The 13,748-nt window shown below is 57.5% G+C and carries 15 protein-coding genes and 1 other RNA gene; 9 read left to right on the top strand and 7 right to left on the bottom strand.

Features of this window, described 5'->3' with window-relative positions; translation table 11 throughout:
* Positions 1-10 precede the first annotated feature (10 nt).
* Both rnpB and rpmG read left to right on the top strand, forming a co-directional pair.
* Positions 11-407: RNase P RNA component class A (gene rnpB / locus BM316_RS02690), an RNA gene on the top strand.
* A gap of 117 nt (positions 408-524) precedes the next feature.
* Positions 525-692 carry a 50S ribosomal protein L33 gene (gene rpmG / locus BM316_RS02695; RefSeq protein WP_045995705.1) on the top strand — a complete coding sequence of 56 codons (168 nt, stop codon included), beginning with the start codon at positions 525-527 and terminating at the stop codon, positions 690-692.
* 133 nt (positions 693-825) lie between these two features.
* On the opposite strand, the gene BM316_RS02700 is transcribed toward rpmG, so the two are convergent.
* The 3 genes from BM316_RS02700 to BM316_RS02710 all read right to left on the bottom strand — a co-directional run bounded on the left by BM316_RS02700 (position 826) and on the right by BM316_RS02710 (position 2,402).
* Entirely contained in the window at positions 826-1,215 is a 390-nt protein-coding gene (locus BM316_RS02700) for an MAPEG family protein (RefSeq protein WP_090203660.1), read from the bottom strand.
* A gap of 77 nt (positions 1,216-1,292) precedes the next feature.
* Entirely contained in the window at positions 1,293-2,030 is a 738-nt protein-coding gene (locus tag BM316_RS02705) for a Bax inhibitor-1/YccA family protein (protein WP_090207414.1), read from the bottom strand.
* A gap of 150 nt (positions 2,031-2,180) precedes the next feature.
* Positions 2,181-2,402, bottom strand: coding sequence for a DUF1127 domain-containing protein (locus tag BM316_RS02710; RefSeq protein WP_090203663.1), 222 nt, complete (start codon positions 2,400-2,402; stop codon positions 2,181-2,183).
* Positions 2,403-2,518: 116 nt separating this feature from the next.
* On the opposite strand from BM316_RS02710, the gene BM316_RS02715 reads away from it, so the two are divergent.
* Positions 2,519-3,397: a LysR family transcriptional regulator gene (locus BM316_RS02715; RefSeq protein WP_090207416.1), complete on the top strand. Its 879-nt coding sequence runs from the start codon at positions 2,519-2,521 to the stop codon at positions 3,395-3,397.
* Here BM316_RS02715 and BM316_RS02720 read toward each other — a convergent pair.
* A complete protein-coding gene (locus tag BM316_RS02720; protein ID WP_090203666.1) occupies positions 3,387-4,346 on the bottom strand; it encodes an NADPH:quinone oxidoreductase family protein in 960 nt (319 codons plus the stop codon). The genes BM316_RS02715 and BM316_RS02720 overlap by 11 nt on opposite strands.
* A 265-nt stretch (positions 4,347-4,611) precedes the next feature.
* On the opposite strand from BM316_RS02720, the gene BM316_RS02725 reads away from it, so the two are divergent.
* From BM316_RS02725 to BM316_RS02740, 4 genes are all read left to right on the top strand, one after another.
* Positions 4,612-4,983, top strand: a complete 372-nt coding sequence (locus BM316_RS02725) for a helix-turn-helix domain-containing protein (protein ID WP_090203669.1) — start codon at positions 4,612-4,614, stop codon at positions 4,981-4,983.
* 84 nt (positions 4,984-5,067) lie between these two features.
* A complete protein-coding gene (gene hisN, locus BM316_RS02730; RefSeq protein WP_090203670.1) occupies positions 5,068-5,877 on the top strand; it encodes a histidinol-phosphatase in 810 nt (269 codons plus the stop codon).
* The gene (locus BM316_RS02735; RefSeq protein ID WP_090203673.1) at positions 5,870-7,210 is read left to right on the top strand and encodes an 8-oxoguanine deaminase; all 1,341 of its coding nucleotides are present in this window, start codon (positions 5,870-5,872) and stop codon (positions 7,208-7,210) included. The genes hisN and BM316_RS02735 overlap by 8 nt, the downstream gene beginning before the upstream one ends.
* 80 nt (positions 7,211-7,290) lie before the next feature.
* Positions 7,291-7,776, top strand: a complete 486-nt coding sequence (locus BM316_RS02740) for a CAP domain-containing protein (protein WP_165606528.1) — start codon at positions 7,291-7,293, stop codon at positions 7,774-7,776.
* Here the strand turns inward: BM316_RS02740 and guaD are convergent.
* Positions 7,765-9,060: a guanine deaminase gene (gene guaD / locus BM316_RS02745; RefSeq protein WP_090203678.1), complete on the bottom strand. Its 1,296-nt coding sequence runs from the start codon at positions 9,058-9,060 to the stop codon at positions 7,765-7,767. The two genes, BM316_RS02740 and guaD, sit on opposite strands and share 12 nt — an antisense overlap.
* 101 nt (positions 9,061-9,161) lie before the next feature.
* Between guaD and mgtE the strand changes: the two genes are divergently transcribed.
* Both mgtE and BM316_RS02755 read left to right on the top strand, forming a co-directional pair.
* Positions 9,162-10,535 (top strand): magnesium transporter, encoded by a 1,374-nt coding sequence (gene mgtE / locus BM316_RS02750; RefSeq protein ID WP_090203681.1) that lies wholly within the window; start codon positions 9,162-9,164, stop codon positions 10,533-10,535.
* Entirely contained in the window at positions 10,532-11,074 is a 543-nt protein-coding gene (locus BM316_RS02755) for a 5-formyltetrahydrofolate cyclo-ligase (protein ID WP_090203684.1), read from the top strand. The genes mgtE and BM316_RS02755 overlap by 4 nt, the downstream gene beginning before the upstream one ends.
* 61 nt (positions 11,075-11,135) lie before the next feature.
* Here BM316_RS02755 and BM316_RS02760 read toward each other — a convergent pair whose 3' ends face one another.
* Together BM316_RS02760 and BM316_RS02765 are read right to left on the bottom strand one after the other, a co-directional pair.
* Positions 11,136-11,888, bottom strand: a complete 753-nt coding sequence (locus BM316_RS02760) for a YebC/PmpR family DNA-binding transcriptional regulator (protein ID WP_090203686.1) — start codon at positions 11,886-11,888, stop codon at positions 11,136-11,138.
* Positions 11,889-11,962: 74 nt separating this feature from the next.
* Entirely contained in the window at positions 11,963-13,744 is a 1,782-nt protein-coding gene (locus tag BM316_RS02765; RefSeq protein ID WP_090203689.1) for an SLC13 family permease, read from the bottom strand.
* Between the last annotated feature and the right edge of the window lie 4 nt (positions 13,745-13,748).

The following is a 13,748-nucleotide window of genomic DNA, read 5'->3' on the forward strand; positions in this document are numbered from 1 at the left end:
GCGGTCTCGCGCGGATGGCTGGATGGCCGCGGGCCTTGAGGTTCGAGGAAAGTCCGGACTCCGAAAAGCACGGTGCCGGGTAACGCCCGGCGGGGGTAACCCTAGGGATAGCGCCACAGAGAACAGACTACCTGTCCTGCGGGACAGGAAAAGGTGAAACGGTGGGGTAAGAGCCCACCGCGCGGGTGGCAACACCAGCGGCATGGCAAGCCCCACCGGGAGCAATGCCAAATAGGGACCACGCGTGGTGGTGATCCTGCTCGCAGGATATCAGCCACGGGCAGGCTTGAGGCTCATGTGGTTCGGGTTGGCAGCTAGAGGGCGTCTGGCAACAGACGCTCCAGATGAATGGTCATCCATCCGCCTTTGGCGGAGGACAGAATCCGGCTTATAGGCCGTCCGCGCATATTCGGCCTATTTGACGTGCGTTTGCGGTTGACTCGCAGGATGCCAAGGGTAAAAGGCAGCTTCAATCGAGATTCATGCGTCGTGCCGAAGTGGCCCGCAATCAGGAGAGATGAGACATGGCGAAGCCAACCACCATCAAGATCCGCCTGAACTCCACTGCGGGGACCGGGCATTTCTATGTGACAAAGAAGAACGCGCGTACAATGACCGAGAAAATGGTCATCAAGAAGTACGATCCCGTTGCGCGCAAGCACGTCGACTATAAAGAAGGCAAGATCAAGTAAGCGATCTGCCGTACTGGACAGTGAGAAGGCCGCACCTGAGTGCGGCCTTTTTCTTTGGCGCAAGAGAGAAGGGGCGCTGCCCCTCGCGGCCCATGGCCGCTCACCCCGGAGTATTTGGGCAAAGTGATAGGTGTCAGCTGAGCAGTGCAATCAGCAAAGACAGGATGAGCAAGACCTGCGCTGCGAAGGTCAGCCACATACCGTAGAAGCGCAGCTTCCAGTGCATGCCGTGAATGCCGAAGTAGGTGGCATGCATAGTCCGCCCAGCGATCAGCGCTGCTGCTGACAGCCACAACAACGCGGGTGGCGCGCCCTGAACTTCTGCGAGCCCCATGAGGATGAGCGCGATAGGCAACTGTTCTGTAGCGTTGGCGTGACCCCTGATCGCTTTTGCGAGGACCCGGTCCCCGTTATCGCCAAGCACAACCCCGTCCTTGCGCCTGAGCCTGATCACCTGCACCGTCAGGACCGTGATCAGAGCGGCCGCAAAGATGGCAGAGAGGGATGTGATTGGCAGTGACATTGGGACCTGTAGCCTTTGCGCAAAAGAAAAGGGGCTGATGTTTCCATCAGCCCCAAATCGTTCAGGTTCTTCAAGCGTTATTCGCGATTGCCGAACAGTTGCAGCAGGAAGATGAACATGTTGATGAAGTTCAGATACAGGTTCAACGCTCCCATGATTGCCGATTTCGCCAACCATTCCTGATCGCCGTGCTGTGCGTGTGCGACATACTCAGACTTGATCCGCTGCGTGTCATATGCGGTGAGGCCCGCAAAGATCAGCACACCAAGGACGGAGATTGCGAACATGATCGCTGGCGACTGCAGGAAGATGTTTACAATCATCGCAACGACCAGACCAATCACACCCATTACAAGGAATGTACCCCAGCCGGACAGGTCCTTCTTTGTGGTGTAACCGTAGAGGCTAAGACCAGCGAAGGCGATCGATGTGATCAAGAAGACGTTTGCAATCGACAGGCCGGTGAAGGCCACGAAGATCCACGACAACGACAGACCCATAACGGCAGCAAACACGTAAAAGAACGTCTGCGCTGCGGCCGCGGAGAAGCGGTTGATCATGGCACCGAAGCCAAAAACCATGGCCAACGGTGCAAACATCACAATCCAGCCGAGAATGTTTGGCTGCAGTGTCACAGGATCACGGAAGATGCCAAGCAGGGCTGGCGATGTACCAATCGCCCATGCAACAGCAAATGTGATCAGCATACCTACGGACATTGTTCCGTAGACTTTGTTCATGTGGGCGCGGAGCCCTTCGTCGATAGCGGCCGTGCGGACCCCGCCGACCGTTTTGACTGTCTCATATTGAGCCATAATGTCCTCCAAAATAAACAGCGGCGCCGCTTCCGGCATCCTTGGGAAGGATATTGGCAGCGACGTCCAGTTTTTCAAGGCTCTCATGTGCTCATTCGGTTAATTCTGATCGTTTTGGGCGGGAATGTCGCACTCCGCCTGTTTTTCGATCTAACCACGCCAGTAAGCAGGCACATCCCAAGGTGCGCGGGCTGCTTCTTTTGCGGCCTCGACCCGTGTCTTGCCGATGTCTTCAAGCAGATGATCGGGCAGTTCATCGAGAGCGCGGCGCTGTCTTGCCAACGCAAACATCTTGATGATTGCGCCAGGCAGCAAACGGGAGATGCCGCTCGCGGTTGATTTCTGGGTGGCGTGGTAAACTGAGATGCTCATCTGATATCTCCATTCGTGATCAATGCGGCAGTTCGTATTTCGATGCTTGATACATATGCAGGATGATGCCATAAGAAAAACGAATATGTTTGAAAGCAAGCATCAAGGAATTTGATATGCCGCGGAACCTCGATTTGACTGCACTCAGGTCATTTGTTGCCGTCGCCGAAAGTGGCGGTGTCACCAGAGCCGCTGGTGTTCTGAACCTCACGCAGTCGGCGGTGTCCATGCAGCTGAAACGACTTGAGGAGTCGCTTGACCAGAAGTTGCTGGACCGCACAGCACGATCTATTTCGGTCACTCCGGCGGGCGAGCAGCTTTTGGGTTATGCGCGCCGGTTGTTGGCCATCAATGATGAGGTCTACTCGCGGCTTACCGCCACCGAATACGAAGGTGAGCTTCGTTTGGGCGTGCCGCATGACGTGATCTATCCGGCGATCCCGAACGTGTTGAAGCGATTTGCCGCAGAATTTCCACGCATGAATGTGAGGCTGATCTCCGCACCAACGCGCAAGCTGCTTGATATGTTTTCGCGCGGAGAGGTGGACCTTATTGTGACGACAGAGGAAGCCTGCGGGCCTGGCGGAAAAGTGATGGTTGAACTGCCTCTGCTGTGGGCGGGCGCCAAGAACGGCACCGCATGGCGAAAGTCCCCCTTGCCAGTTGCCTTCTGCAGCAATTGTATCTTTCGCAGCGGTGTGTTGCGTGCGCTCAATGCAAACGGCAACGAGTGGTACATGGCCGTTGAGTCAGAGATGGATAATGCGGTCGAGGCTGCCGTCAGCGCCGATCTGGCAGTGCATGTCGCGCTCAAAGGCAGCTTGCCAACTCATACCGAGGTGATTGATCATGGTGGCATACTACCGCCGCTTAAGACGCAGAACATCAATCTTTACGTTCAGGAACCTGATGACCACCCAAGCGAGGTCATGGCCGATATTCTGGCACACGCCTACGCGACACCTTCGCTGAAGCCGCAGCTCGTTAAGGCGTGACGACCACCTTACCTGTCGATTTCCGCGTTCGAAGCAAGTCTAGCGCTTCGGCAGCATCCGTGAGCAGCAGTGTGTGACTGACGTGCGGTTTGAGTTTCCCTAAAGCGTGCCATTCCATGAGTTCTGCCAGGCTGTCGCTCAGCGCCTCTGCGTTGAATTTCAGATACCCGCCCCAATAGAAGCCGATGACGGTGATATTCTTGACCAGAAGAATGTTCGCCGGAATCTGCGGCACGTCACCGCTGGCAAAGCCAATGACGATCACGCGCGCTTCTCTGTTGCAGGCGCCCAGTGCCGCTTTGAACGCGTCACCCCCCACCGGATCGTAGACAACATCTGCGCCCCCGAGCGCCTTCACCGCGGCCTTGATATCGTCGGTGTCGCTGTCAATCAGATGATCAGCACCGGCTGCTTTGGCGACCTCGAGTTTGTCGGCGCCGCGCGCCACAGCGATCACCCGCGCGCCCAACGCCTTGCCCACCTCGATAGCTGTCAGGCCGACACCGCCGGCTGCACCGAGCACAAGCAGCGTCTCGCCTTCTTGCAACCTGGCGCGTCTGGTCAGCACAAGATGTGAGGTCCCGTAGGCGACCATGAAAGCCGCGGCAGATGTGTCGTCCATCGTGTCAGGAACCGGTCGGCATAGGGCTGCGGGAAAACACCCTTTTTCCGCGAGTCCGCCTTGACCGCCAAAGACGGCGACGCGCGTCCCGATTGCAGGCTCAGTGACGCCTTCACCCAACGCAGCCACCGTGCCGCAAACCTCCATGCCGAGCGTGAATGGCGGCTCAGGGGTGTCTTGGTAACGGCCGGTCGACATAAGCAAATCGGCGAAATTCAGGCCGCACGCGCTGATATCGAGCAGGACCTCGCCGGGTTTCGGCTCTGGATCGGGCAGCTCGACAACTTCAGGTGGAGCATCAAACGAAGTAACCTGAAAAGCGCGCATTCTGTTTTTCCTCATCATTGTTAGGGCTTCATTACGCTTATCGACTTAGACACGGTGGAAGTAAAATGGAGATTTTTCGGCGAAAACCTGCTAGGTTTAAGCAATAGCCTGTCTTTAAGGGTAGGAACCCACATGCAACCGTTGCGTGTTTGTTGGGGTCGGTTCATGCAAGACGGGCGAACAGTATGATGTTCAGGGGCAGTGTGTTGGTCTCTGGTGCCGGACGTACCGGTGAAGTCATGATCGTGAAGAGTAAGGAAGTGAAATGAAACACCCAGTAGACGTCCATGTCGGTAAGCGTATTCGCCATCGGCGCTGGATGAACGGAACGACCCAGCAACAACTTGCTGAGGCGGTTGGAATCAAATTCCAGCAAATTCAGAAATACGAAACCGGCATGAACCGGGTCAGCGCATCGCGCCTTTGGGATATCGCGAATGTCCTGAATGTTGATGTGGCCTTCTTTTTCGAAGGATTGAGCGAGGATCAGAAATCGGCTGGCAAGCCGAATGACCTGCCCGGTGATATTCTGACAGACAAGGAAGCGCTTGAGCTGTTGCGGTCCTATTACGCAATTCCGGAAAATCAGCGGCGCCGCCTGTTCGACCTGGCAAGGGTCCTGAGCGAGGCTGCCTGACGCCCGTCTGGCGACTGTGCTTGACCTTCCCGTGAGAGAAACGCTACCGGCTTTGGTGAGTGCGACACGGGAAGGGACACCAATATGACGCTGGAAAAGTCACTCCAGGATGAGCTTTTAGGCGTTGCCAATGCGTTGGCAGATGCTGCGCGCGAGGTGACCCTTCGACATTTCCGGCAGCCCAGCTTGCGTGCTGAAGACAAAAGTGGCGACCATTTCGATCCCGTGACAATCGCTGATCGTGACGCCGAGGCCGCGATGCGCGAGATTTTGTCCGCTCAAAGACCACAGGACGGCATACTGGGCGAGGAACACGGTGTCACTGAAGGCACGACAGGGCTCACATGGGTGCTGGACCCGATTGACGGGACACGCGGATTCATCAGCGGCACACCGACGTGGGGCGTCCTGATTGCCGTCGGCGATGCATCCGGGCCAGTGCTTGGCATCATTGATCAACCCTATATTGGCGAACGGTTTACCGGAGGGTTTGGCAAGGCGCGTGTCCGCGGCCCGCAGGGTGAGACTGCGCTTCAGACCCGTCCGCCTCGCGCCTTGAACGAAGCGACCGTGTTCACCACGTTTCCAGAGGTAGGCGAACCGGCTGAGCGCCGCGCATTCGAGAGCGTCGCGGGAAGGGCGCGGCTGACACGCTACGGGATGGATTGCTACGCCTATGCCCTTTTGGCCGCAGGGCAGATTGATCTGGTCATCGAGGCGGGGCTGAATGCTTACGATATTCAAGCCCCCATAGCCGTTATTGAGGCGGCGGGCGGCATGGTGACAGACTGGGAAGGCGGACCGGCCCACGCCGGTGGCCGTGCGCTTGCCGCTGCCAACCCCGAAATTCACACAGAGGCGATGTCACAACTGAAGGCAAGTCTTCGTGCCTGATTTATTGATCAAGGACGCACAGATCATCCTGACGATGGATGATCAAAGGCGGGAACTTCAAAATCAGGACGTGCTGATCAGCAAGGGCGTGATTGTCGACGTCGGGCCGGGACTTGAAACGGTCGGGGCCACGATCTTCGATGCCAGGGGCAAGCTTCTTACGCCGGGCCTCGTGAATACACACCATCACCTCTATCAAACACTGACCAGAGCTGTGCCAGGCGCGCAGGATGCGCTACTTTTCGGATGGCTGAAGACGCTTTATCCGATTTGGGCAAGGTTCGGTCCAGAGGAGATGTATATCTCGGCACAAATCGGTCTGGCGGAACTAGCGCTTTCGGGCTGTACGCTGACTTCTGATCATCTCTATCTCTACCCGAACGGTGCGCGTCTTGATGATACCATCGCCGCCGCAAATGATGTGGGTTTGCGCTTTCATGCGACAAGAGGCGCGATGAGCATCGGCGAAAGCGCCGGTGGATTGCCGCCGGACACGCTTGTCGAAAACGAAGCCGCCATTCTGGAGGACTGCATCAGGGTCATCGATGCGTTTCACGATCCCGCACCGGGCGCCATGGTGCGTGTCGGCGTTGCGCCTTGCAGCCCGTTTTCGGTGAGCCGTGACCTGATGCGTGACGCGGCAATTCTCGCCCGCGACAAGGGGGTGATGATGCATACGCATCTGGCGGAGAATGACGAAGATGTCGCCTACTCGCTTGCCACCTTTGGATCTAGGCCGGGGCAATATGCCGAAGATCTCGGGTGGACGGGCGATGACGTTTGGCATGCGCATTGCGTCAAACTCGATGGCCGCGAGATTGATCTGTTTGCACGCACAAAGACAGGCGTGGCGCATTGCCCCTGTTCGAACTGCAGATTGGGGTCAGGCATTGCACCTGTCAGGGCGATGAGAGACGCAGGCGTCCCAGTCAGCCTCGGAGTGGACGGTTCAGCAAGCAACGACATCGGCAATATCGCACTTGAAGCGCGACAGGCCATGCTGTTGCAGCGGGTGCAAAGCGGCGCTGACGCGATGTCGACGCGCGAGGCGCTTGAGATTGCCACCCGTGGAGGTGCGGCCGTTTTGGGCCGAACAGACTGTGGTCAGATTGCACCTGGCAAACGGGCTGATATCGCCGTTTGGGATCTGGACACGGTAGAGATGGCTGGTTCGTGGGACCCGGCAGCGTTTCTTCTTGCCGGCGGGTCGCGCGTGAATGCTCTTTTCGTTGAGGGCCGCCAGATCGTCTCTGAAGGGGAGGTCGTCTCGTTCGACTTGCCAAGTGCAATCACGCGACAGAACACTCTCGCGCAAATACTTGCTGACGGATAAACGGACGCTTTTCGTGCAGACAAACTGCGGCCACAAAGGTGGTGTGTCTTCGACGAAAAGCAGCCCAGCAGGAACCCGCAGTGAAGGTCATCTCAATTCTCGCCCTTTTCTTGGCATTGACGGCCTGTGTTGCTGCGGTGCCAATCTCGCCTTCGCGGGAAATTGGCCACGTTTCGCAAGCACCAGTCCGCGCCACTGATGACTTCACACGTGCGCTGAACGCTTTCAGAGCGGAAGCCGGACTTGGTTCTGTCCGACAAAGTGCGGTTTTGACAAGGTCGGCACAGGCTCACGCTGATGATATGCGCGCGCGCGGCTATTTTTCCCATCGTTCGCCAAACGGTCCGAATGGTGCAACGATGATGGCACGAATGGCCGCGTCAGGCTGTGACCTGCGGTTTGCGGCCGAAAACATCGCAATGGGTCAGAGATCCGAGGCTGAGGTTCTTGCAGATTGGGCTGCATCGCCGGGCCATCGCCGGAATATGCTTTCAGCAAGAATGACAGATTATGGCCTCGGGCGTGCAGGTGACATTTGGGTGCTCAATCTCGCGTCAGGCTGCTGACGCCCTTTCGCCAGCAATCCACACATCTTTGATTGCGCGGTCATCACCCATCATGATGGTCGGAAAGAGCGCATCCCAGATGTCATCGGCGCGCGCAGTGCGCTGCGCGATTGCATCTGTCGAGGCCAGATCCAAAACCGTGATATCCGCCATCGCGCCAGTGCCAAGGTGCCCGATCTGGCCGGACATATGCAGTGCCTCCGCCGAACCCTCCGTCGCGAGCCACATCAGTTGTGACGGATGTAATGCCGTGCCGCGCAACTGCCCGATCTCATAGGCTGTCGCCATTGTCCGTAACATCGAAAAAGAACTGCCGCCGCCAGTATCCGTGGCGAGACCAATACGCAGCCCCCGCTTTGCAAGACCGTTCGCGTCAAAAAGCCCTGACCCGATAAAGAGGTTCGACGTCGGGCAATGGACGACAGCGGCCCCAACCTCTGACAGACGGTCCACCTCGCGCGGCTCCAGATGGATCGCATGGCCGTAAAGGCCGTTTGGCCCCAGCAGACCGAACGCCTCATAGGTATCAAGATAGTCCCGTGCATCCGGAAAGAGGTCTTGCACCCAGGCGATTTCAGGATGCTGTTCGGAAAGATGTGTCTGCATCAGGCAGTCAGGGTGCTCTGACCAAAGCGCGCCCAGAGCCGCAAGTTGATCTGGCGTCGATGTTGGCGAGAACCTTGGTGTGATCGCGTAGTGTGCGCGCCCCTTGCCGTGCCATTCTGACAAAAGCCTTTTGCTATCGTCATAAGCGGATTGGGCCGAGTCACGCAGATTTTCGGGCGCATTGCGGTCCATGCAGGTTTTTCCGGCGACAACGGCCATCTTGCGTTCTGCTGCGGCGCTGAAGAAGGCCGAGACGCTTTCGGGATGGATTGTGCAAAAACTGGTGAGCGTCGTCGTGCCATGTGCAATCGCAAGATCGCATGTTCTGCGCGCAATCGTATCGGCGTAGGCTCGGTCGCCGAACCGCGCCTCCTCAGGGAAGGTGTAGGTATTCAACCAATCGATCAGTTGTTTGCCCCAACTCGCGATCATGCCAGTCTGCGGATAATGCATATGCGCATCCACAAACCCGGCTGTAATGAGGGCATCTCCATAATCCACCACCATCGCATCGGGATGGGCTGATTGCAGCTTTGCGGCACCGTCGACTGCTACGACACGTGACCCTTCAATCAAGACACCTCCGGCGCTGTCAAAGCGCACGCAGTCCTCCCAAGGTTGGCGGAGCGGATTGGCAGAAAAAGAGAGCGTCTGGCCCAAAAGCAGTCGTTTTGTCATGCGCGCAACATATGTCTGCCTCAGGCGCGCGTAAATCGCCGAAATCGCCGTTGTGCGACTGCGCGTTTGGATTAAGGTGCGGGCAAGCAGGGACAGAGAGCATGGCCGAAGAAGAATTGATCCCCGAAGATGAGGCATTCGGTATCACCGAACGCTTGCGTGCCGATGTGCTTGAGGCTGTCGAGGCAGAGGACGGGCCGGGCGTCGCGGGCCTGCTGGATCCATTGCACGCGGCAGACGTTGCACACCTGCTAGAACAAATCGACGCGAGACAGCGGCGCGAGCTTCTGACCGTCTGGCCGGGCGGACTTGAAGGCGAAGTGCTGTCTGAACTCGACGAGTCTTTGCGCGAAGAGGTGATCGAGCAACTCGCGCCTGCTGAGTTGGCAGATGCGGTGCGTGAGCTCGAAAGCGACGATGTCGTCGATCTCGTCGAATACCTTGATGAAGAACAGCAAGAGGCAGTGCTGGACGCGCTGGATGCCGGTGACCGCGTCTTGGTCGAACAGGCGCTCACATACCCCGAAGAGTCAGCCGGCCGCCATATGCAGTCAGAGCTGGTGCGTGCGCCTGAGGATTGGACGGTCGGTGATGCGATCGACTACTTGCGCTCTGACGTGATCCTCCCAGATCAGTTTTACCATATCATTCTTGTGGACCCGCGACTGAAGGCAACCGGTTACGTGACACTTGGCCGGATTCTCAGTCATCCACGCGCGACGCCGCTCAAAAGACTGACCGAAGACAGCTTCCGCACGTTCCATGTTGAGCAAGATGTCGAAGAGGTGGCGCAGGCCATTAACCACTATCACATGATCACGGCACCAGTGGTTGATGACGACGACCGGATCGTCGGTGTGATCACTATCGATGACGCCATGATGTTTCTCGAAGAGGAAGCCGAGGAAGATATCCTGCGATTGGCCGGTGTCGGTGAGGGGAGCCTTTCTGACCGCGTGATTGATACGACCAAACAGCGGTTTCCGTGGCTTGCGGTCAATCTGGTCACTGCCATTCTGGCTTCACTCGTCATTGCGCTGTTTGAAGAAACCATTGCCGGGCTTGTCGCGCTCGCCGTTTTGATGCCGATCGTCGCGTCCATGGGCGGGAATGCCGGGACGCAGTCACTGACAGTGGCTGTGCGTGCGTTGGCAACGCGCGACTTGACCACGGCAAACGTCTGGCGCGTGATCCGGCGCGAAGTTCTCGTGGGGTTGATCAACGGTGCGATCTTCGCCGTGGTGATGGGCGTGGTCGGCGTCGTGTGGTTCGGATCACCTATGCTCGGCGTCGTTATTGCTGTGGCAATGGTGATCAACCTCGTTGTCGCCGGGCTCGCAGGCACGGTCATCCCTGTCATTCTTGAGCGGCTTGGCGTCGACCCGGCCTTGGCTTCGGGCGCGTTTGTGACGACCGTGACGGACGTTGTCGGCTTTTTCGCTTTCCTCGGTCTTGCCGCAGTGTGGCTCTTGTGATCGACAAGTCATCCGCACGCACGGCGGCTTTTGTGCGGCGAAAGGCGGCCCATCGTCCCGGGGCTGCCTGTGCTGGTTACCTCAGCGAGGTGCTAGCTGGCTATCGCGGCGTGCCTTTGGCTGGCTATATGCCCATGCGAACCGAAATTGATCCCTTGCCAGCCATGCAAGAGGCTGCTGTACATGGACCAGTCGGCGTGCCCGTGATTATCGGCGCGGCGCAGCCGCTCAAATTTCGGATATGGGAACCGGATAGCGCGCTGGTCGAAGGAGAGTTCGGCGCGAAAATACCACAAACCGGTGACTGGATGACGCCGCAGATCCTTATCGTACCACTCGTGGCGTTTACGCGTGATGGCGGGCGGCTTGGTTACGGCGGCGGGTTCTATGACCGCACGCTTGAAGGGTTGCGGTCAAAGCAAGCGACGATGGCGATCGGTTTCGCCTATGCAGCGCAGGAAGACGCTGATCTCCCCCTTGAGGCCACTGACCAGCCGCTTGATTTGATCGTGACAGATCAGGGCATCATCACACCCTGATCCCCCGCGTTGTTTGGGATGAATTTCTGAAGTCGGCCGTAACGCGGCGAAAGCAGCGTGCTTAACCCTCGTCGGCGAAGGCTGCCATTACGTCGTCGGATGCTTCAAAGTTGGCCGTGACGCGCTGAACATCGTCGTCCTCTTCAAGCGTATCGAGGAGCTTCATCAGCTTTGTCAGCCCTTCAAGATCGACCTCGGTCGTCATGTTGGGTTTCCAGATCAGCTTTGTTGACTCGCTCTCGCCCAGATCTGCTTCCAGCGCGTTTGCGACGTCATTGAGGTCCGTGTCAGCGCAAATGATGACATGGTTGTCTTCATCGGACTGCACATCTTCCGCACCGGCTTCAATGGCCGCCATCATTACGGTATCCGCATCACCGACAGAGGCGGGATAGACAACTTCACCCTTGCGATCGAACATGAAGCCGACAGAGCCGGTCTCACCAAGGTTACCACCATTCTTCGAGAACGTTGATCGCACCGTCGACGCTGTGCGGTTGCGGTTATCGGTCATGGCTTCGACGATGACGGCGACACCACCGGGGCCGTAGCCCTCATAACGGATTTCGTCGTAGTTCTCAGCGTCGCCGCCTTGTGACTTCTTGATCGCCCGCTCGATCACGTCCTTCGGAACAGAGTTTGATTTGGCTTCCTTTACGGCAAGTCGCAGGCGCGGGTTCTTTTCAGGGTCGGGATCGCCCATCTTCGCGGCGACGGTGATTTCCTTGGCAAGCTTGGAAAAAAGCTTTGAACGCAGTTTATCCTGACGTCCCTTGCGGTGCTGGATGTTTGCCCATTTTGAATGGCCGGCCATGAAGAAACCTCATCTGATAATCGCGGAAAATCTGCGTCTCTATATGGCATCCCGTCGGGGACCCGCAACCCCGCCTAGAGCGGCCAGATAAAGGGGATGACGAAAGACACAATCGGGGCGAGCGACAGATTCAGCGGAATGCCGAATTTCAGGAAGTCAGCAAATTTGTAGCCTCCGGGGCCATAGACCAGTGTATTGGTTTGATAGCCGATTGGCGTGGCAAAACTTGCGCTTGCCGCAATCATGACCGCAACCACCAATGGCCGCGGATCGACACCCAAGGCACTGGCCAAGCCGATGGCAATGGGTGTCATGACGACAGCTACAGCGTTGTTCGAGACAAGCTCAGTCAGGATGCTTGAGAGCAGATAGACACAGAGCACAACGAAGAAGGGCGGCAGCACCATCATCACAGGCGAGAGCGTATCGGCAATCATCCCCACCGCTCCTGATGACTGCAACGCAGAACCGACGCCAAGCATGGCAAAGATCAGGGCCAGAAGACGGCCATCAATGAATGAAAACGCCTCGTCCGCATCAATGCAGCGGAACAGCAGCACCAAGGTGACGCCCAGAATAGCGAGCATCAGGATCGGCGCGACCCCCAATGCCGCCAATGTCACGACACCTAGCAACACGGCAACGGCCACGGGCGCGCGATTGCGGCGATAGGCGCGCTGCGAGGCTTCAGAGACATCACCAAGGTTCATGTCCTCAGCCAATCGCTGAATGTCTTCGGGTGCACCTTCCAAAAGGATCGTGTCTCCGACCCGGATGACGATCTCATCAATCTGGTTGCTGATGTTTGCATCACGCCGGTGAACGGCAAGCGGATAAACCGAATAGCGCCGCCGCAGGCGCATTGCACCCATTCTGCGACCGACCATCTTGCAGTTCGGGGTGATCAACACCTCAACAGTTTTGGTTTCGACCGCCGAGAGCTGATCAACACGTCTGAGTTCCTTGTTGCGTTGCAATGACAGCAATTCGGTCATTTCCGTCCGCAAGACGACACGATCGCCGACTTGCAGGGTCACATCCTTGAGGTTGCGACGGAGCGACTGGTCACCTCTGACAACGTCGATCAACCGAACACCGTCGCGCTTGAACAACTGCACATCGGTGACTTCGCGCCCGATCAGATTGCTGTCCGGCGGGATGATCGCTTCAGAGAAGAACTTCTTCTTGGAGCGGTCGGACAGCATTGTGGCCATGCTTTGCCGATCAGGCAGAAGGCGGGGTGCCATGAAATAGAGGTATGTGAATGTCCATGCGACGACGACCAGACCCACCGGCAGGATTTCCAGAATACCAAAAGGGCGTAGCCCCGAGGCGCGCGCGACACCGTCTACCAGCAGGTTTGTCGAAGTGCCGAGCAGGGTCATCGTGCCACCGACAATCGCAGCGTAGCTCAGAGGGATCAGCAGCTTTGAGGCCGATGTGCCAAGCGTCCTCGCGAGTTGGACAAAGACCGGGATCATGACGACCACGAGCGGTGTGTTGTTCATGATCGCACTGGCAAAGGCCACAAAGACCAATCCCCCGGCGATCGCGCGCGCTGGACTGATGCGTGCTTGACGCTCAGCAATCTCTGTCATTGCGCTAAGAGCTCCGGTCCGCACGAGTGCGCCGACGATCACAAACATGGCGGCGATGGTCCACGGCGCAGGATTTGACAGGACAGCCACAGCATCTTCGTAAGGCAAAACGCCGGTCGCCAGCAGCAAAGACATGCCACCCATGGCGATGACTTCTGTTGGGTAGCTTTCGCGCAAGAACATCGCAAACATACCGAGCACGACAACCATCGTCAGGATGGCGCCTTGCATTTGTGTCAGTGGAAAGAGCTGATCCATAGGT

Origin of the sequence: Yoonia litorea (assembly GCF_900114675.1) — a bacterium.
In the GTDB taxonomy this organism is placed as follows: Bacteria; Pseudomonadota; Alphaproteobacteria; order Rhodobacterales; family Rhodobacteraceae; genus Yoonia; species Yoonia litorea.

Excerpts from the sequence above, each read along its gene's own strand:
- BM316_RS02700 (WP_090203660.1), bottom strand. The coding sequence starts at position 1,215 with ATGTCACTGCCAATCACATCCCTCTCTGCCATCTTTGCGGCCGCTCTG.
- BM316_RS02715 (WP_090207416.1), top strand. The coding sequence starts at position 2,519 with ATGCCGCGGAACCTCGATTTGACTGCACTCAGGTCATTTGTTGCCGTC.
- mgtE (WP_090203681.1), top strand. The coding sequence starts at position 9,162 with ATGGCCGAAGAAGAATTGATCCCCGAAGATGAGGCATTCGGTATCACC.
- BM316_RS02720 (WP_090203666.1), bottom strand. The coding sequence starts at position 4,346 with ATGCGCGCTTTTCAGGTTACTTCGTTTGATGCTCCACCTGAAGTTGTC.
- hisN (WP_090203670.1), top strand. The coding sequence starts at position 5,068 with ATGACGCTGGAAAAGTCACTCCAGGATGAGCTTTTAGGCGTTGCCAAT.
- BM316_RS02765 (WP_090203689.1), bottom strand. The coding sequence starts at position 13,744 with ATGGATCAGCTCTTTCCACTGACACAAATGCAAGGCGCCATCCTGACG.
- BM316_RS02725 (WP_090203669.1), top strand. The coding sequence starts at position 4,612 with ATGAAACACCCAGTAGACGTCCATGTCGGTAAGCGTATTCGCCATCGG.
- guaD (WP_090203678.1), bottom strand. The coding sequence starts at position 9,060 with ATGACAAAACGACTGCTTTTGGGCCAGACGCTCTCTTTTTCTGCCAAT.
- BM316_RS02705 (WP_090207414.1), bottom strand. The coding sequence starts at position 2,030 with ATGGCTCAATATGAGACAGTCAAAACGGTCGGCGGGGTCCGCACGGCC.
- BM316_RS02710 (WP_090203663.1), bottom strand. The coding sequence starts at position 2,402 with ATGAGCATCTCAGTTTACCACGCCACCCAGAAATCAACCGCGAGCGGC.
- BM316_RS02760 (WP_090203686.1), bottom strand. The coding sequence starts at position 11,888 with ATGGCCGGCCATTCAAAATGGGCAAACATCCAGCACCGCAAGGGACGT.
- rpmG (WP_045995705.1), top strand. The coding sequence starts at position 525 with ATGGCGAAGCCAACCACCATCAAGATCCGCCTGAACTCCACTGCGGGG.